Raw genomic sequence first — 19,643 nt, 5'->3', positions numbered from 1 at the left:
CTTTTATTTCCCAAAATTTGATGCGCGTATTAATCTAATTTGAGTACTGCAAGAAACGCCTCTTGCGGTACTTCCACGTTACCAATCTGTCTCATACGCTTCTTACCTTCTTTCTGTTTTTCCAACAGTTTACGCTTACGGGAGATATCACCACCATAACATTTAGCGGTAACATCCTTACGCATAGCGCTGATAGTTTCTCGGGCAAGGATTTTCGCACCGATAGCTGCCTGTATCGCAATCATAAATTGCTGGCGAGGCAACAGCTCTTTCAGCTTTTCACAGAGCTTACGACCGAAGTCCTGGGCACGGCTGCGGTGAATCAGGGCGCTCAATGCATCCACTTTATCACCGTTCAGCAGGATATCCATCTTTGCAATATCACTGTCACGGTAACCGATCGGTGTATAGTCAAATGATGCATAACCACGTGTCTGGCTCTTCAGTTTATCGTAGAAGTCGAATACGATCTCTGTGAGCGGCATTTCAAATATCAGTTCAACTCTCGAAGGAGTCAGATAGCTTTGATTGATCAGGATACCTCTCTTACCAAGGCACAGCGTCATGATGTTACCGATATAATCGGGCTTGGTAATGATCTGTGCTTTGATAAATGGCTCTTCAATACGCTCCAGTTTACTTGGATCAGGCATTTCGGCCGGGTTATTTACGATAATAACCTCCTGCCTGGTGCTATGCGCAATGAAGCTTACGTTCGGAACAGTGGTGATCACTGTCTGATTGAACTCTCTTTCCAGACGCTCCTGGATGATCTCCATGTGCAGCATACCAAGGAATCCGCATCGGAAACCGAAGCCGAGTGCCTGGGATGTTTCCAGTTCGAAGGTCAGGGAGGCATCGTTCAGCTGGAGTTTCTCCATACAGTCGCGTAACTCCTCAAAGTCTTCCGTATTTACCGGGAAGATACCTGCGAATACCATTGGTTTCACCTCTTCAAAACCATTAATGGCCTCGAGGCTCGGGTTTGCGCTGGTGGTAATGGTATCACCTACCTTTACTTCCTTCGCATTCTTAATACCTGTAATAATATATCCTACGTCACCGGTCTTCACCTCTTTAGTAGGTTGCAGTCCGAGTTTCAGAATCCCTACTTCATCAGCAAAGTATTCTTCATCAGTATTGAAGAATTTAACTTTATCGCCTTTTTTAATAGTACCGTTATAAACTCTGTAGTAAGCAATGATACCACGGAAAGAGTTAAATACGCTGTCAAAGATCAGCGCCTGTAAAGGAGCTTCCGGGTCTCCCTTAGGAGCAGGGATACGTTTTACAACAGCATCCAGGATCTCTTCAATACCAATACCGCTTTTACCGGAAGCCAGCAGGATCTCTTCCTCTTTACAGCCGATCAGTTCGATGATCTGGTCTTTTACCTCCGGAATCATGGCGCCTTCCATGTCGATCTTATTGATCACGGGGATGATTTCCAGGTCATTTTCCAACGCCAGGTAGAGGTTGGAAATTGTCTGAGCCTGGATACCCTGAGCAGCATCCACCAACAGCAATGCACCTTCACAGGCAGCCAGCGCACGGGATACTTCGTAAGAGAAATCCACGTGACCGGGAGTATCGATCAGGTTAAATACATAAGACTGGCCATCCTGAACGTAGTTCATCTGGATCGCATGGCTTTTAATTGTGATACCTTTCTCTCTTTCCAGATCCATATCGTCCAGTACCTGCGCCTGCATTTCCCTTTCAGAGATCGTCTTGGTATGCTCTAACAGCCTGTCAGCCAATGTACTTTTACCGTGGTCAATGTGTGCAATGATGCAAAAATTCCTGATATTCTTCATATATGCTTTTAAAACCAGGCGTTTAACGCCCCGCGTCAAGCCGCAAAGGTATTTAAAATTTGCTATTCCCGGATAGGTTACTCCGTGAGATTTGGTACTATTTTCTCTACATTTAATATAAAAAATATATCATGGACCTGCAACAACAGTTTGAAGCGGCTGCCACTGCCAGCAAAACCCTTTCTCAAAAACCTGATAATGAGACACTTCTGCAACTTTACTCCCTCTTTAAACAAGGTACTGAGGGCGATATTACCGGCGAGCCTCCTGCTAACCCATTTGATTTTGTAGCCAAAGCTAAATTTGAAGCCTGGCAGAAATTAAAGGGAAAAACAAAAGAAACGGCACAGGAAGAGTATGTGGCGTTGGTAAATAAACTGAAGAATAATTAGGAATTGAGCATTGATGACAAATTTCCTTTTCGATTCCTTCACCTTTCCTCCCGTCTTTAAGGAAGTCTGACTATTTATGGTCAGACTTCTTTAGTAATCAGCTTGTCATGTCCAATATTATCGATTCTCTGCTCCCGCACCATCTCAGCTTCACTCACGATTAAAGCATTGTTTTAGCAGGGGGTGCTGTTTCGCGCTAAAGACTTACTCAATTCCTAATGCCTAATTCGTAATTCCTAATTACCTTTGGGCTATATGTTGCACACATTTAATATCAGTGAAAAGACCCAGCATTATCTGGACCTCGAAGAACAATACGGCGCGCATAACTATCATCCATTGCCCGTGGTGCTGGATCGTGGAGAAGGTGTTTTTCTCTGGGATGTTGACGGCAAACGTTACTACGACTTCCTGTCAGGATATTCCGCAGTGAACCAGGGCCATTGCCATCCGGCCATCATCCGTTCGCTTATCGGACAGGCACAGAAACTGACGCTGACTTCACGCGCTTTTCATAACGATCTTTTAGGCGAATATGCTGCCTTTATTACGAGTTATTTCGGATACAATAAAGTCCTCCCGATGAATACCGGTGTAGAAGCAGTGGAAACTGCCCTGAAGCTGGCCCGTCGCTGGGGATATGTTGTAAAGGGCATACCTGAGAACCAGGCAAAGATCATCGTCTGTGCGAATAACTTCCACGGCCGTACCTTAAATGTCGTTTCCTTTAGTACAGACGCTTCCTCCCGCACGAACTTCGGTCCGTTTATGCCGGGATATGAAGTCATTCCTTATAATGACCTGCCTGCGCTTGAACGCGCCTTGCAGGATAAAAATGTTGCCGGTTTTCTTGTAGAGCCCATACAGGGAGAAGCCGGAGTGATGGTACCTGATGAGGGATATCTCTCTAAAGCCCGCCAATATTGTGAGGATGCGAATGTGCTGTTCATTGCTGATGAAATCCAGACCGGCCTGGCACGTACTGGTAAAATGCTTTGTTGTGATCACGAGAACGTACATCCTGACATCCTGATACTTGGTAAAGCGCTCTCCGGAGGTACATTGCCGGTAGCAGCTGTATTAGCAGACGATGAGATCATGCTTACCATCAAACCGGGTGAACATGGCAGCACCTATGGCGGTAACCCGCTGGCCTGTAAGGTGGCTATCACAGCACTCACTGTGTTGAAGGAAGAGAAGATGGTAGAAAATGCTGCCGCAATGGGTGAACTGCTCAGAAATGAACTGGCAGCCCTCCAATCTCCGCACATTGGCACCCTTCGTGGCAAAGGTCTGTTAAACGCGATCGTTATTAATCATGATCATCCGGAAGCCGCCTGGGATCTTTGCCTTTCGCTGAAAGAAAACGGACTGCTTGCCAAGCCTACCCATGGCGACAAGATCCGCTTTGCGCCTCCATTAACGATTACCGCAGCTCAGGTAAAAGAGGCTGTAGGCATCATCGCTAAAAGTCTTGAAATATTATAGCTTAACATGCCCAAAGACCAGAAAGCCATTCGTAGCAGTGGATGGAAAACAGATTTCCTGATCGGATTTCCTGAAGGTTTGCTATTATTGTTTTTTACAACCTTCCTGTCACAGGGCCTTCCTGTCACAGTCCAGCAATTTTATACTATCAATAGCTGTATATGGGTAGCCGCCAGCCTGCTGGTCATGTTTACCGCCTTTCAGGCGAATCGTGGCGACACGCAACACGATGAAAGCTCCCTTTCTCCCGAAGAACGCCAAAAGCTGGAAAGACTTAATATCAGTGATCCTGTTATTGAGAATATCGCTGCCGAAATGGAAAAGGATGCCGTACAATGGGAGGAAACATTAAGAACAGCACATGTTGAAGAAAGGCATTTCAGTTTTGGCGTAGCGATCCGTAGTGCTATAGTGACAGGCATGTTCTTTTTAATTGGCGGACTTTTGCCACTACTGCCTTATTTGCAGGATGAGAACTTTCCTGCCGCTGCATCCCGTAGTTTGCTGATATGCTTCCTTGCAATGACTGTTTTTAGTTTCATTAAAGCAAAAATGACCAGCCAGTCAGCCATCCCTGTTATCCTGCGTAACCTCGCCTATACAGGCGCGGTGGGGTTAGGAGCGTATGTGATGCTGACAATATTCAGATAATTAATACTTGTAATGCGGTGGGGTGAATGTTTGTATCAGGAACATCCTATCTGCCATGATAAAGGGGCTTCCGCCATTGACGGAAGCCCCTTTCTATTTTGTGATCTATATATTACGCTCTATTTCTGCTTTCCATTGCTCAGGATCACACATGCAAATGTGATCAGCGATGCGACCAGAGAAAGATATAACCCGATCTCACGATGCGGACACTCTCCCATTTCACATCTTGAAAACAAGATGAAATTCCTGAAGGTCCATGCTGCCATGAAAGCGGTGATAAAAAGGTTGATCCTTGCCGGCCATTTGCCACGTAAAGCAAAGAAGATCCCTGCAATAACCGCTACAATGATATTGAGCTTTCCCGGCTCACCAAAGCTGGAACCAGTGGTGTCCATACCTGTGAATACCAGGTGTTTACTTTCTATTGTGAGCCATGGCAAAAACGCACTGACGATCACTACTGCTACCGAAACTAATCCGATTATACTTGGTCTGTTCATAATTCACTTATTATCTCGCTCCCGGAGGACAATGCTGTTTCAGGTAATTGGTATATAAAGCTGACAGGTGCTGAAATGTACCCGCGCCCTCGCTGATGCTATGTGTACGGTTCGGATAAGACATAAACTGGAACTGCTTGCCGTTACGGATCAGTTCATTCTGTAACAGCTCCGCGTTCTGATAGTGCACATTGTCATCACCCGTGCCATGGATGTACAGCAGGTTACCCACCAGACCTTTGGTGTAGGTCACCGGAGAGCCATCAATATAGTCCTGACGATTTTCCTGTGGCAATCCCATATAGCGCTCCTGGTAAATATTGTCATAAGTGAACAGACTACCAACAGCTGCGATCGCGATACCTGTCTTATAGATCTTCGGATAACGGAACAGCAGGTTCAGTGTCATACCACCGCCACCGCTCCAGCCCCATACAGCTACACGGGATGTGTCGAGGTAAGCGTGACGTTTAAAAAGTTCCACGGCAGCATTGGCCTGGTCCTGCATATTCACCTGTCCAACCTTACGGTAGATAGCCTTACGCCATGCACGACCTTTAGGTAAAGGTGTACCACGGTTATCCATAGAAATATAGATGTAACCATCTGCAGCCATATCGCCGTTGTAAATGAAACTGCGGCCTGCACCATATTCATCTTTTGCGGTAGCAGCTGCCGGCTCACCATATACATAAAATACCACAGGATATTTCTTGGTAGAATCGAAATTAGTCGGACGGGCCATCCAGCCATCCATGGTCACCCCATCAGCGGTTGTCACCTGGAAGAACTCCTGACGCACAGCAAAACGGGATGTCATCAGATCATGAGCAATACGGCTCTTTTCCGCATCTTTATGCGCCGGCAGATACACCATCTCACTGTGTGGCTGGTAGTAGTGGTTGGAGAAACTGTGTAGCGCATATTCTGCTGTCGGAGAAATTTCATATTCATGTGTACCCTGTTCTACAACCGGGGAAACTCTTTCCAGCGTCCCTTTTCCGTCCAGTGAGACTTTGTAGAGATATTGCTGTGTTGCATTATCAGGCGAAGCCAGTACATAGGCCTGGTTATGCGCTTCATCGATACGCAGCAGGTTAATAATATCATACTGACCAGGCGTCAGCAGGGTTTCTTTACCAGTCATATCAACACTGTAAAGATGTCTCCAGCCATCTTTTTCACTTACCCAGATGAAAGACTTGCCACTGTTGGTCCAGTCCCACCCGGTCAGTTCACTGTTCCAGCGGGAACGGATATCGATCCACGCTGAATCTGACTCTTTATAGAGTTCCTTTGTTTTGCCAGTCAGTGCGTCGGCAGTGTAAAGGATACTCTGATTCTGTTTTCTGTTCAGTTGCTGCAGGATCAGGCCTTTAGTCGCAGGGTTCCATTCCACGCGGGTAATGTAGTGTTGTTGCGCGTCGCCGGGCACCTGTAACCAGGTTGTCCTGGCGGTCGTGACGTTCACCACACCTACACGGCAGGAAGAAGGACTCTCACCGGCTTTCGGATATTCTACCGGTATGGTATACGCATAGAGGGAGTCTGTATTATCAATCATCAGGAAGTCCCTTATCTTGCGGGCATCGATCTGCCAGTAAGCAATAGAACGGCTGTCGGGGCTCCAGCGGAAGCCATCACGGCAGTCGAATTCTTCTTCATAGGCCCAGTCAAAGGTACCATTGATCAGCCGGCGGGTACCATCTGTCGTCAGGGCCTTTACTTTACCCGTCAGCAGATCTTCCACATACAGGTTATGTCCGCTGACATAAGCAACTTTCTGACCATCGGGAGAAAATTTCGCAAACATAAGTGAGGAAGCGGGTAATCCTTTACCCAGTTGCATCAGTTTACCACTGGCAATGTCCAGCATCCAGTAGTCGCCACGCGTCTTGTACCGCCATACTTTCTGCGCTTTAGTATAGATCAGCCATTTCTTTTCATCAGGCGTATAAGAAAAATCTTCTATCTGAATAGGCGTACCTCCTTTAGGCGTCAGCTGGGCGGGAGTGATCTTAGCAGTCTGTCCGCCATCCTTGGCGTTATAGGCTGTAATACCATTGTTCTCCTGCTGGTAAAAAGTCTGGCCGTCTTTCGCCCATTTAACCTGTTTCCAGGGCTGTGCGGAGGCGCTGCCTGCCATTACACAGGCTAACAAAGTGAATACCCCGATAGCGGAGTATCTGAAATAACGTAAACGCATCTGGTAAATTTGAAACGGCAAGATAAATCATTGCAGGGAAAATGAGCCCTACCGTTTGTGGAAAACTTATTGTGGAAAAGTTTTATACAAGTGAGATACAACTAGTTATTAGTTAAATTTATATATTTATACCGTTAAATTGCGCATGAAAATTGCGGTAATAACTCATCTGATTGTTCAGTAACTACGTATATTCTAATTTAACCAATATTATTTTTCATTTATATCCTCTGAAAAGCATCTATTATGATTCAGGTAACATATACCTATAAGAACCGTGAATTTCTCCAACTGGAAGACTCTTTTATGAATCAGCTGGTACAATTAGGCGTAAGGCAAATGCACGCCCTCCTGGAGCCCCTGTCTGACTCTCTCGTCAATGAAAACGGTAAGATCCGCATCAATCTTGACCAACATCCGAAAATTGAGCTGGAAGGCTTTAGTAATCCTGTAAAAGATCAGATAGAAATGGTGTTACGCGGTGAGTGATCAGCGTACTTCCACATCTGCCAGTTCGTAAAAGGTCGCATGACGGAGGGGCTGCATCGGACGATGCTTAAATTCGCTCCAGACTTTAGTAAATGCAGCTCCGTAATAGAAGATAATTGCACTATAGAAGATAAACAGCATCAATAGCACTGCGGAGGCTGAAGCCCCATACAGGATACCAATATTGCCCCCATACAGCAGACGATGTAAGATCAATTTTCCGATACTGAAAAGTACACCCGTAAGCAAAGCACCGGAGAGCGCAACTTTCCACGTCGGACGGGCGTCCGGCAGATAACGGAAAAGTACGCCAAACCACGCAGTCACGATCAGCAGAGAGACCAGTTGTGTAAAAACACCGCTAAATACAAAAGCAGCACTAGGAAACAATTCATTGACATAGTTACCCAGGAAAGCATGTGCACTTTCAGCCATCAGACTCGCCAGGAACAGGATACCCGCGGCTCCGATCACAATAAGTGAACGGAGACGTCCAAGCATTGCCTCGCCAAAACTCTCTTTAACAGGAATACGGATCATCCAGACCTGGTTGAGAGAACTTCTGATCACCTTCAGCAAGGTGGTCGCGACAAACAGCAGGAAAACAAATAATATAATAGCCACCGGCCATGTCTGCGCAAGTCCCCTGAATCCTCTCAGGGTGATGACTACCTGTTGTGCACTATCCCTGCCCACCAGTTCTGCCAGACGGCCCACGAGCTGTTTACCAATGGATTTACGGTCAAAAAGGAGCCCGAATACCTGTAATAAGATCAACAGAATTGGCGGTAACGCAAAACTGGCGAAAAAAGCGGTAGCTCCCGCCAGGCGTAGCGGATCATTATTTTGTAAAACCTGAAATGAAACGCGCAATGTGCGCGCAATGCTCTTAAAATACTCTCTGGACATTAGATTGGAAACATGGTCCGCTCATTAAACTATAAAAACCATGCCTTTTTAAAGTGAAAAACGCTCTGGTCAACGACCCAGCGTATAAAAATTTTGTAAGACCTCCACCTTGCCCGGAGTGCTCTCTCCGTCGAAATAGATACCGTTAAAATGCAGTGAACTATCTGTGAGCTGTGTGATCTCACACATATAGTCGTCTAACTTAAAAAAACTGGGCGTAACAGGTTCATAGGTCATCTGTGAAGAACCACTACTCCACTGTATGAACACTTCTGTAGGTGTACTGCTGCTCACCGGAAACTCGACATACTCCCTACCGGTACCCGTGATCACATTGTACCTGCTAAACGTAGTGTCTCCGTTCTCTATCGTATACTTTTTATTAATAACGTGATGGATGTACCATTTTCCATCATACGGACGTTGGCTAACTGTTGTGTCGTCCTTCTTACAAGCGGCAAAGAGTAGTAATGCCGGAACCAGCAGTTTTCTCATAGAAGTTGATTGTCAGGCGCTAAATTACTATAAAACGACTGTTCTATTCAAAAAGTTACATTTCCGCCTCCTCCGGCTTGTCTTTTTTGCCGCCCATTTTGATCTTTACTTTGCCGTCATCCCCGTCCATTGCACGGAAATGCAGTATAATTCCTTTTTTCCTTCGCGCCTTTTTTTCCTCCTTGTCAACGATATCTTCATCCTTCTTTGGATTACGAAGTGGTACCGTAATATACATGTCAGTCCCCTTCGCTATTGCATATACCCCTGATACGTCCAGGTACAGCGCACTGGAATTGATCTGCATGGGCGGAACAATGATCTTGTTACCCTGCAATGTCAGCGTGTTTTTAAGATTGTCAAAGGTGATATTATCCAGGTTCCGCTTTCGCAGCAGAAAGTTCCCTATGTCTTCCAGAGGTGCAAAATGTACCAGTGCTCCCTGCCGGAGATCAAAGGACAGTGTACCGTACATCGACTGGGGAGACATACTTCCATTATCCAGGATGTTACCGCTGACGGCTGCTTTTGCGGAAAAGATGCCACGCAGGTTCCTATGGCTCAGCGACTGCATCCCGAAGTTATTGAACGCCTGAAACAACTGATCCACATGCACATTACGGATACCTGCATTGATCTTAAACCGGTTGTTGGCACCTTCCTGGTTCATCACGCCATTCATATCAATACTTCCCCCTGCATGCGCCAGCGATACTCGTTTCAGGGTGACATTACTCTCCTTCATCGACAGATCGGCCTTTACCTGCTGGGCAGTAAAATTGCCATAACTAAGTTTTGCCAGCTGCACATTGAGATTGATAATGCAGGTGCTAAGCATCACATCCAGCTGACTGGCAATACGGCTGATCTTCCGCCTGTTCGCTGCCATAGTCGTTCGTTTACTCTGCCGGCGCTTCCCGAGGAAAGCACGGAACTCATTAAGGTCAATCCCGTCACTCCTGACATTCCAGTCCAGCTGTAACTTATCCGGATTGGAAAAATACAGCCGGGTGATATTCCTGACACTCCCTTCCATCTGCAAACTGCTCTTCTGCGTGCGAACAGAAATATTCTGCAGGAACAGGTCCTGTCCGTTGAAGTCCAGTAAGGCATTACAGGCCGTCAACTGCAGGTCCCTGGGAACATACACCATCGCGCCGTCCTTCAGCTGGATCGTTCCCTTCAGATAAGGAATGATCGTATCTCCCACAGTGATGCCGCCCTTATAAAACAAGGTAGCATTGGCCGTTCCCCCGGTAAAACGGAATATCTCTTCTTCTCCCTGCGCACTATTCAGGTCAGTTAGCGAAAAATTAGACTTAAAAATCCCCATCAGCGTCGGATGTCTCAGATTCGTAATATCAATAGTATCGGCTGCCACCGGTATACCATAACAGCGGGCCGTTAATCCATACAGACTGATAACTGAGTTTTCATCGCCCCTCGGCTGTCCACCGATCCATTCATTAGAGAAACGGCCGGTAAAACTGCATTCCTGCAATTCCATCCCCTTTGGCATCACATGGTTCTTCACTGTTTTCCAGGTAACATTTACTGCTGGTTCTCCACGGGACATTAACCCTTTCAGCACACATTCTGCATCCAGTGGATTTTCCAGGCTGATACTATCCAGCTTTGCATTGATCCTGGGCGTCAGCATAGACGCCGCCAGGCGGAAAGGTATCTGTTCAGCGATAATATGCACCGTAAATGGTCTGGGATGATCGCCAAATGAGAAGGAGGCGCCAGCTGTAATTTTCTGATCCGAGATATACAATGCCTGCTGCGGGATCTCCAGCAGCTTCCGGTTGCTGTTGTAGGTGACCTCCAGGTCGGTCTGTAAGGGCTTGTCCTTCAGGAAACTGCCCTTGTCGGTGTTAAATGCCAGACTCCCCACCCTTACCGCCATATTCAGGTTACACACCCAACCGGAATCGTGGTTGCGTAAATTTCCCTGCAGATGTCCAATCGCAAAGCTGAATAATTTGTGCTTTTGCAGGTTTTCCATCACCAGTTTCATATCGTGCAACTGAAAACGTGTAATATCCGCTGCCATACCCTTCCCTTCCGCCTTCACCTTCGTGTCCGGCTTCAGCATACTGGCATTGCTATATCCGGTGCTATCAGTAAATAAATACACCGTACCTCCCTCCAGAGAGATCTGTTTAATATCTAATTGTTTTTTCAGTAACGAGAAAGTGTTTATTTTTATGAAGATACGTGCTACATCAAGCAAGGGATGGCGATGTACATTACACAGACTATCCTTAACACTTACCCCTTCCAGCGCGACCGAAATATTCGGAAAACTGCGCACCAGTGAAGGTTCCATGTCTTTTATCAACAGTTCTCCTCCATGTAGTCTCTCCTTCAGCCGATCGCTGATCTGTTGAAGGATCATGGCCTTGTTATGCCGGATATGCCATGCTAATCCGAGCCATAGCAGGACCAGCAGCCCTAACAGGCTTCCGGAAACAATCAGGGTTATACGTAGCCATTTCTTCATGCAGGGAATTTACGGGAAATCAAAAAAAGAGGTTTTTAGTTCTTAATTAACACAAAATGTGCCGTATTGGAATGGCTTTTGTGTTCTAATGAATCACTTATGGAAAGACATACTTATCAGACTGGCATTATTGGCAATTGTGCATATCTTGCTCATGTCAATCTAAACACAAACATAGACTGGCTTTGCTGGCCTCGCATGGACAGCTCCTTTATCTTTGGCGGCATGCTCGATAAGAAGAAGGGTGGTGAATTCTACATCCGTCCTTCAGGAGAGTACACGTCCAAGCAGTATTACCTGGAAAACACCAATGTACTGTGTACGGAAGTCACCAGTGAGAGCGGAAAATACCGTATCACGGACTTTGCTCCCCGTTTCTATCAGTATGAACGTTATTTCAAACCGCTGATGCTGATCCGCAAGATCGAGCCACTGGAGGGCAATCCACGGGTAAAAGTAAAATGTACACCGGTATGCGATTACGGAAGTGGCTTCCTGAAAGCGCAAAGAGGTAGTAATCACATCGAATTCCTGGGATGCGAGGAAACGCTCAGACTGACGACCAACATTCCCATCAGTTATCTCGTCGAAGAAGAATTCTTTGTCTTAAATGACGAAAAATACCTGCTCCTGACCTACGGGCATCCACTGGAGGCACCTTTGAACAGTACTGCGGAAAGGTTCCTGCGTGAAACAACCGTGTACTGGCGCACATGGATCAAACATTCTAACATCGCCAATTTCTACCAGCCTGCAGTCATACGGTCTGCGCTGACCCTGAAAATCCACCAGTACGAAGATACCGGCGCCATTATCGCCGCCAGTACGACCAGTCTGCCGGAATCGCCGGGTAGCGGTCGCACCTGGGATTACAGATATTGCTGGTTGAGAGACACCTTTTATGTGATCACCGCACTGAACCATATCGGCCATTTCGAGGAAATGGAGAAGTACTTCAGTTACGTCGCGGACATCTCCTTCTCTGGTGACTACCGGTATCAGCCATTATATGGCATTACTGGTAAGAAAAATCTTGTGGAGCAGATCCTTCCTCATCTGGAAGGCTATCAGGGCAACCAGCCCGTACGCGTCGGTAACCAGGCTTATGAGCATATACAGAACGACATCTATGGCCAGGTACTGATCTCGATGCTGCCATTATATACAGACCATCGTTTTGTGTTCTCTGAACGCAAGGATTCCGCATGGTGGATAGAATATCTGTTGAATAAGATAGAACACACCATTGATGAAAAGGATGCCGGTATCTGGGAATTCCGCAATTTCGCCAACATCCACTGCTACAGTAACCTGTTCCAGTGGGCTGGTTGTGCCGCCGCAGAAAAAATGGCCCGTACCATCGGCAATGAACAACTGGCAAAAAAAGCCATCGCTTTGAAAGACAGGGCTGCCGCGCATATAGAAAGCTGTTATGATCCTGTGAGAAAAGTATATACCAATGCGGCAGGCAGTCAGCACCTGGACGCCAGTACCTTACAGCTGATCATGATGAACTACCTTGACCCTGCTTCAGAAAAGGCGAGGGACCATCTGGCGGCACTCGAAAAGGAACTGAAAACACCGCAGGGGCTCTTCTACCGTTACCTGCATTCCGACGATTTTGGAAAACCGAAAACGACCTTCCTCGTTTGTGCATTCTGGTATGTAGAAGCATTAGCATGTGTGGGTCGTATAGATGATGCAGTAAGAGAGTTCGAGAACCTGTTACAATATTCAAATCACCTGATGTTATTCAGTGAAGATGTGGATGAAGAAAATGGCAGCCAGTGGGGTAACTTCCCGCAGGCCTATAGCCACGTGGGATTGATGAATGCAGCTTACAGAATATCCATGCGACTGGATGTACCTATCTTCCTTTGATCATTTTTCTCAATATACATGTAAAGAAAGATGCCGCATCATATTGAAGCGGCATCTTTTTATATAGTCCTTAGCGTTATTCCGCTACTCAAAGTAATTCGTAACGGCTATCCGGCTACTAACGTCCGCAGGAATGCGCGTACTTCGTGATGATTGCGCAGATAGTATCTCGCTGCCGAAACCTGGCTACCTACCTTGATCGTCACCGCATCATTAGGCAATGCCTTGAAGATATCTTCATCAGTATGATCATCACCGATAGCCAGTGTAAAATCAAACTGCCTGTCCTGCAACCATGCAAGCGTTGCTTTACCTTTATTGATCTCCACATTTTTTATCTCAATTACTTTATCACCTGGCAGGATCTGCAATCCGATATCACTGGTGAAGTAGCGGAGTGTGTTCATGAGCTCATTGGCACGCAGTTCGCCGAGGCCGGCTTCTACCTTGCGGTAATGCCATACAAGCGAGTAACTCTTTTCTTCTATAAAAGAGCCGGGAGTACGGTCCATATAGGTATCTAGAATAGGCATGATATCCTGTTTCCACTGAGCGGTCAGTCCGGGTATTTTCTGCCAGTCTTCCCCATATTTCCTATGCCATGCGCCATGTTCCGCGATCAGATCCAACGGCAGCTGTCCCAGCCACTCTTCCAGCGTTTCATGTTTACGGCCACTGATCATGACTACGTGATTGGCTTTATCATGTGTCAGTGTTTTTAACAACTGATAGAGTTCCTGATCGGGCGAAGCGAGATCAATATTAGACTGAAAGCCAACCAGCGTACCATCATAATCGAGGAAGATAACACGTTTAGCGGCTTTCTTGTACTTATTCCTGACCTGCGACTGCATATCCATGCTCATTCTGCGGGCCAGCATGGACTGCTGCAATTGCTTTACTTCCTGCAGGCGTGTCATGAACAGTTTCACCCAGTGAGAAATATTAAACTTCCCAACTACCTGCCGCATTTGCTTCATGCGACGTTGCTGTTCCTGTATGGGCATGTTGATCGCTTCGTGTAAAGCTCTTGCAATAGCACCAATATTATTAGGATTTACAATCAGCGCATCGATCAATTCTTTAGATGCACCGGCCATCTCACTCAGGATCAGTACCCCGTCGTCATCTTTACGACTGGCAACATACTCTTTACTCACGAGATTCATACCATCACGCATCGGGGTAACCAGTCCTACATCTGCAAAGTTGTACAATGCAGACAATACCTCAACTGGGAACGACCGGTAGAAGTAATTTACAGGATGCCAGTTCATCGTGCGGAAGCGTGCGTTAATACCGCCAGCCAGCATATCAATGGCCTCTTTCAGTTCCCTGTATTGCGGCACCGTATCTCGAGACGGCACAACGATCATATACAATACCACCTTCTCTATATACTCCGGATAAAGTTGCAGGAAGAGTTCAAATGCCTGCAACCGTTGTATGATACCTTTGCTGTAATCAAGTCTGTCAATAGACAAGACCATGTGTGTATCATGGAATGTTTCTTTGAGATTCTCCAGCTGACGAAGTACTTCCGGATCGGCTGAAAGTTGTTCAAACTTCTGATTGTCGATACCCATTGGAAAGGTTTCAGCGATCACCGCACGGTCATTGACCATCACGACGTTGGCAGAAGCATTTACGGGTAGCAGGCGGGTAACCGCGTTCAGAAAATGATGGCTGTCATCAAAGGTGTGGAAACCTAATAAGTCAGCACCCAGCATACCTTCCAGCAATTCAGCACGCCATGGGATCAGTCGGAAAAGTTCAAACGAAGGGAATGGAATATGCTGGAAATAACCAATCGCTACATCGGGTACCTCCGCGCGGATCATGCCTGGCAACAACAACAACTGATAGTCGTGGATCCAGATAACATCACCTGGTTCAGCAACCTGAAGAACAGCGTCTCTGAATTTGCTGTTCACCTGATAATAAAAATCCCAATAGGCCTGTTCATAGCGGGCATAAACGGACATATAGTGGAAAACAGGCCACAATACTTCATTAGAAAACCCCTCATAATAGTTGTTGATTTCCTCCTGTGTCAGGTATACAGGCATCAGGTTCATTTCACCTAACTGTTCCCTGATCTGCGGTTGTGCAGCCTCACCTACGTCAATGCCCGGCCATCCGATCCAGATATTATAGCCTTGCCTGTAAATGGAACCCAAGCCTGTAGCCAGACCACCTTCACTGGGATTCAGCACATATTCCCCATCCTTTTCAGTGATTTTTACTGGTAGTCTGTTAGATACAATAATGGTTTTACTCATAATACAGTTTTAAATCAAAAAATCTAGCTTAAATCAATGCCTGTCCCGATAGACGGAAAGCACTTTACAAAAAACGCACCTGAAAATAGATACGGAAAAAACACCTGCTCAGTAGGTAACAATGACTGCAGATATTCGACGACAATGGCCGCCAATATACGGAAAATTATGGTATTCAATTTGAAACAAACTCGTACATTCAATGCTGAATGCATGCGCACATATTACCATTACCGGCGTAAACAACCGCGTAACAAAGGTTTCAATACTGTTGCCTGCATCGCATCAATTACAGAAAAAAAATAAATCACAGACAACTGCTATAAATTCCGTACTACTTAATAAAACTTTAAATCGCTGTGTTGATTACCCGACAAGGATCATAACTAATCAGCATGAATAGTGTTAGCGTATTTTATCATCACGATAACATAGCAAAACACCTCTTTACTCATCATAAAATCAAATAAGAATAATGGAAAAAAGACAATTGGGAAAATCGGCTTTACAGGTGGCACCTTTGGCTTTTGGCGGAAATGTTTTCGGCTGGACAGCGGATGAAGCAACCTCGTTCTCTCTACTTGATACATTCGTCGATGCAGGATTTAACCTGATAGACACGGCGGATTCTTATTCTCACTGGGCGCCGGGCAACAATGGTGGTGAATCAGAAACACTTATTGGTAAATGGCTGAAGAAAACCGGCAAACGTGATCAGGTGATCATTGCCACAAAAGTTGGCGGTGGCAAAGTGCGCGATCTTTCTCCTGCATATATTGAAAAGACAGTGGAAGAATCATTGCGCAGATTGCAAACCGACTACATAGACCTTTATCAGTCTCATTACGACGACCCTAAAACGTCCGTAGATGCTACGCTAGCCACTTATGATAAACTTGTTAAAGCTGGTAAGGTGCGCGTCATTGGCGCTTCTAACTTCAGTCCGGAAAGACTGCTGCAATCCTTAGAGTCCAGCGACACCAATGGCTTTCCCAGATACGAATCTCTCCAGCCGGAATACAATCTATACGACCGGCAGAAATTCGAACGTGAATATCTGCCCATCACACAACAATACGGACTGGGTGTTATTAGCTACTACTCACTAGCCAGTGGTTTCCTCAGTGGCAAATACAGAACAAAAGAAGATGCCGCTAAAAGTGCCCGTGGAGAAAAAGCTGTCGGTTACCTGGATGAACGTGGACAGAGCATTCTTGAAACACTCGACGAAGTAGCAGCCGACTACAAATCATCGCTGACCAGCGTAGCCATTGCATGGCTCATTCAGCACCCTGGCATCACTGCCCCCATCGTCAGCGCTACCAGCACCCAGCAACTACAGGATCTGTTAAAAGCAACGCAGCTGGGACTGGATGCAGGTGCTATCGAAAAGCTGAACATTGCCAGTGACTACAACAATGAATGACAATCGATAGATAACAATCAGCCAACAAGCAGTAATGATAAACAAACAATCAACAGTAATTCACAAATAATCAGTAAAAAAACGTTGAGAAGACGGTTGAACACCAACTTCTCAACGTTTCTCAAATACCGCATATCAGTTATACGGCGTAAGTAACATCATATACGATCTTCAATAAATAACCCTTGTTACCAAACGGACGTCTGAAATACAAAAGCCAGCAAACACTGGCTACGCCAACTACAATAATTAAACAATAAACATACATCACTTAAATACGCCTGGTCACGTTACATCGTCAGCGATCCTCACCACTGTTTTTCCCTTCCCGTTAACCTTCCGGCTCTCTGCGATCGCACCTGCTACCTGCTCCATAGTAATCACCTCGCCAACCGGCACTTTCAACATACCACTATCCACCGCATCGGTCAGTACATCCAGCGACGCTGGTGACCCGTGTGTCTCAAAGTTCCCCCCCGTCAGCCCTCTCGCGCTCAGCACCTCGGGCGTAGATACAAACGCAGTGGTCAGCGCCGCGCCGCCATTCGCCACCAGTTCCGTCATTGTCTTAAACACTGGTGCAGGACTCACCAGATCGATTAACCCGTCCACTCCAGATGGATACCTGCTCCTGATCTCTTTTTCTACAGATAATTTTTTATAATTTACCGTTTCCTTCGCACCTAGCTTTTTCACACGTTCTTCGCCCTCTTCACTGCTTACAGTGGCGATCACATAGATCCCCTGCATTGCTGCAAGCTGCAGCAAGAACGAACCAACACCACCAGTAGCGCCTACAAGTAACAGTGTCTGTTCATGTTTCAACCCGAGTCGTTCCAGCAACTGTTGCGCAGTCATCCCTGCGGTAGGTATGGCGGCAGCATCGACAAGAGAAATACTTTCCGGCGCATGTGAGATCGCGGCCTTCTCAGGTACAGCTACATATTCGGCATAAGATCCTTCACCAACCGGGGAATGAATAAACTGCCCATAGATCTTATCACCGGTTTTAAAGCGTGTAACCCCTTCGCCGACAGCTTCCACTGTACCGGCGCCATCCACGCCCAGGACCAGGGGGAATTTATGCGGCATCGTTCCATCCAGGATACCATCGACCAGTTTCCAGTCAAATGGATTCATACCAGCAGCGGCTACACGGACGAGAACAGTACCGGGTTTGACTTCCGGACGGGGTAATTCCATTACTTCGGGAATCCCTTTAAATTGCTGAACGGCTACAGCCCTCATAAGTTTAAAATTCAGTTGTGTGGTTAATCAATTTGATGGTTCTTCGGTACGGCTATACGTTGCGCACTGTAGATACCGGCATGTCCGCTGAAATAATAGGCAGTGAAACATGCAACAGCAAAATATAGCACATGAGTTGTGCCAAAAAGTTCGACGCCCATCAGCGTACAGGCTATCGGCGTATTGGTGGCACCTGCAAATACGGCAATAAATCCGAGACCGGCAAACAAATCCACGGGTGCGCCGAGTAACACCGCAAGTGTATGTCCAAGTGTAGCACCAATAAAGAACAACGGCGTTACTTCCCCCCCCTTGAAGCCCATTCCCAGGGTGATGGCAGTAAGTAGTAACTTCCAGAGCCACCCCCAGTCAGAGATCGGATTGGTCGTAAATGCATTGACAATACTGACGCCATAGGGATCAGGAGATGTTACACCCAGACCAATATAATCGCGGGTACCTAGTAAGTAACAGGCACCAATCACGATAAAACCACCTGCTACAGGGATCAGCCAGGCTGGCTGGATCCATTTCTTTGCATAGCTTTTGATATTGCGCATGCAGGTGGCGAAGAGGTAGCTCGCCAGCCCGAAAGCGACACCGCAACCAATTACTTTTATGAGTAGAAGGAAATCGAAATGAACGAAATGGAAGAACACATGATGTTGTTCAAAGAGGATCTGGTAATGGGTATGATGGATGCCCCAGGCGGAACAAACGATATCGGCAAATACGGCGGCGATGAGACAGGGGATCAGTGCATCGTAGCGGATCAGTCCTATCGCCAGCACCTCCAGGGCAAATACAGCCCCTGTAAGCGGCGTCCCGAATACCGCCCCGAAACCGGCAGCTATACCTGTCATCAGGATGATCCTTACATCAGCCGGTGACAACCGCATCCAGCGGGCCAGCATATTCGCCATACTGCCACCGATCTGTACGGCGGTCCCCTCCCGTCCTGCAGACCCTCCAAATAAATGTGTGATGATAGTGGTCGCAAGTACCAGCGGCGCCATCCTGGCGGGTACACCACCTCCCGGTTCGTGGATCTCATCCATAATCAGGTTGTTACCCGCTTCGGTATTACTACCCATCTTTTTATACAGAAAGTGGATCAATACACCTGCCAACGGCAATAACCATAGCAACCATCCGTTGTCTATCCGGATTATTGTTACCTTTTCGAGTAACCATAAAAACAAAGCAACAAGGGAACCGACAATAAGAGAGACGGGAACGATGATCAGTGTCCAGCGTAGCAGCTGATAAGCGATCGTCAGTTGTTCGACAGTGTGTTTAATATATTTCATTAGCCTACAAATAAATACAATTTCAGCTTCTTCCCAATAT

The 19,643-nt window shown here is 46.5% G+C and carries 15 protein-coding genes; 6 read left to right on the top strand and 9 right to left on the bottom strand.

Annotated elements, in window-relative coordinates; translation table 11 throughout:
• Window positions 1-29 precede the first annotated feature (29 nt).
• Window positions 30-1,817, bottom strand: a complete 1,788-nt coding sequence (gene lepA / locus GWR21_RS03550; RefSeq protein ID WP_162330409.1) for a translation elongation factor 4 — start codon at window positions 1,815-1,817, stop codon at window positions 30-32.
• 131 nt (window positions 1,818-1,948) lie between these two features.
• Between lepA and GWR21_RS03545 the strand changes: the two genes are divergently transcribed.
• The 3 genes from GWR21_RS03545 to GWR21_RS03535 all read left to right on the top strand — a co-directional run bounded on the left by GWR21_RS03545 (window position 1,949) and on the right by GWR21_RS03535 (window position 4,348).
• Window positions 1,949-2,209, top strand: coding sequence for an acyl-CoA-binding protein (locus GWR21_RS03545; protein ID WP_162330408.1), 261 nt, complete (start codon window positions 1,949-1,951; stop codon window positions 2,207-2,209).
• 255 nt (window positions 2,210-2,464) lie between these two features.
• Window positions 2,465-3,697: an ornithine--oxo-acid transaminase gene (gene rocD, locus GWR21_RS03540; RefSeq protein ID WP_162330407.1), complete on the top strand. Its 1,233-nt coding sequence runs from the start codon at window positions 2,465-2,467 to the stop codon at window positions 3,695-3,697.
• A gap of 6 nt (window positions 3,698-3,703) precedes the next feature.
• Complete coding sequence (locus GWR21_RS03535; protein WP_162330406.1) at window positions 3,704-4,348, top strand: VIT1/CCC1 transporter family protein; 645 nt, start codon at window positions 3,704-3,706, stop codon at window positions 4,346-4,348.
• A 119-nt stretch (window positions 4,349-4,467) separates the two neighbouring features.
• Here GWR21_RS03535 and GWR21_RS03530 read toward each other — a convergent pair whose 3' ends face one another.
• Together GWR21_RS03530 and GWR21_RS03525 are read right to left on the bottom strand one after the other, a co-directional pair.
• Entirely contained in the window at window positions 4,468-4,851 is a 384-nt protein-coding gene (locus tag GWR21_RS03530) for a hypothetical protein (RefSeq protein WP_162330405.1), read from the bottom strand.
• Between the two features lie 10 nt (window positions 4,852-4,861).
• A complete protein-coding gene (locus GWR21_RS03525) occupies window positions 4,862-7,057 on the bottom strand; it encodes a S9 family peptidase (RefSeq protein WP_162330404.1) in 2,196 nt (731 codons plus the stop codon).
• Window positions 7,058-7,303: 246 nt separating this feature from the next.
• Between GWR21_RS03525 and GWR21_RS03520 the strand changes: the two genes are divergently transcribed.
• The gene (locus GWR21_RS03520) at window positions 7,304-7,546 is read left to right on the top strand and encodes a hypothetical protein (RefSeq protein ID WP_162330403.1); all 243 of its coding nucleotides are present in this window, start codon (window positions 7,304-7,306) and stop codon (window positions 7,544-7,546) included.
• Here GWR21_RS03520 and GWR21_RS03515 read toward each other — a convergent pair whose 3' ends face one another.
• The 3 genes from GWR21_RS03515 to GWR21_RS03505 form a co-directional block, all read right to left on the bottom strand.
• Window positions 7,547-8,455 (bottom strand): YihY/virulence factor BrkB family protein, encoded by a 909-nt coding sequence (locus GWR21_RS03515; protein ID WP_162330402.1) that lies wholly within the window; start codon window positions 8,453-8,455, stop codon window positions 7,547-7,549.
• A gap of 69 nt (window positions 8,456-8,524) precedes the next feature.
• On the bottom strand, window positions 8,525-8,950 hold the full coding sequence (locus GWR21_RS03510; RefSeq protein WP_162330401.1) for a hypothetical protein: 426 nt from the start codon (window positions 8,948-8,950) through the stop codon (window positions 8,525-8,527).
• Between the two features lie 55 nt (window positions 8,951-9,005).
• Window positions 9,006-11,456 carry an AsmA family protein gene (locus tag GWR21_RS03505; protein ID WP_162330400.1) on the bottom strand — a complete coding sequence of 817 codons (2,451 nt, stop codon included), beginning with the start codon at window positions 11,454-11,456 and terminating at the stop codon, window positions 9,006-9,008.
• Between the two features lie 66 nt (window positions 11,457-11,522).
• Here GWR21_RS03505 and GWR21_RS03500 point away from each other — a divergent pair, with 66 nt between their 5' ends.
• Window positions 11,523-13,337 (top strand): glycoside hydrolase family 15 protein, encoded by a 1,815-nt coding sequence (locus GWR21_RS03500; protein ID WP_317165780.1) that lies wholly within the window; start codon window positions 11,523-11,525, stop codon window positions 13,335-13,337.
• A 107-nt stretch (window positions 13,338-13,444) separates the two neighbouring features.
• On the opposite strand, the gene GWR21_RS03495 is transcribed toward GWR21_RS03500, so the two are convergent.
• A complete protein-coding gene (locus GWR21_RS03495) occupies window positions 13,445-15,619 on the bottom strand; it encodes a bifunctional alpha,alpha-trehalose-phosphate synthase (UDP-forming)/trehalose-phosphatase (protein ID WP_162330398.1) in 2,175 nt (724 codons plus the stop codon).
• Between the two features lie 475 nt (window positions 15,620-16,094).
• Between GWR21_RS03495 and GWR21_RS03490 the strand changes: the two genes are divergently transcribed.
• Window positions 16,095-17,045, top strand: coding sequence for an aldo/keto reductase (locus GWR21_RS03490; protein WP_162330397.1), 951 nt, complete (start codon window positions 16,095-16,097; stop codon window positions 17,043-17,045).
• Between the two features lie 285 nt (window positions 17,046-17,330).
• Here GWR21_RS03490 and GWR21_RS03485 read toward each other — a convergent pair whose 3' ends face one another.
• Both GWR21_RS03485 and GWR21_RS03480 read right to left on the bottom strand, forming a co-directional pair.
• Window positions 17,331-18,293 (bottom strand): NADP-dependent oxidoreductase, encoded by a 963-nt coding sequence (locus GWR21_RS03485; protein ID WP_162330396.1) that lies wholly within the window; start codon window positions 18,291-18,293, stop codon window positions 17,331-17,333.
• Window positions 18,294-18,316: 23 nt separating this feature from the next.
• Window positions 18,317-19,603: a voltage-gated chloride channel family protein gene (locus tag GWR21_RS03480; protein ID WP_162330395.1), complete on the bottom strand. Its 1,287-nt coding sequence runs from the start codon at window positions 19,601-19,603 to the stop codon at window positions 18,317-18,319.
• Window positions 19,604-19,643 lie beyond the last annotated feature (40 nt).

Source organism: Chitinophaga agri, from assembly GCF_010093065.1.
Lineage (GTDB): Bacteria > Bacteroidota > Bacteroidia > Chitinophagales > Chitinophagaceae > Chitinophaga > Chitinophaga agri.
The sequence above is the reverse complement of the archived record's forward strand: the minus strand, read 5'-3'. Positions and strand labels throughout refer to the sequence as shown.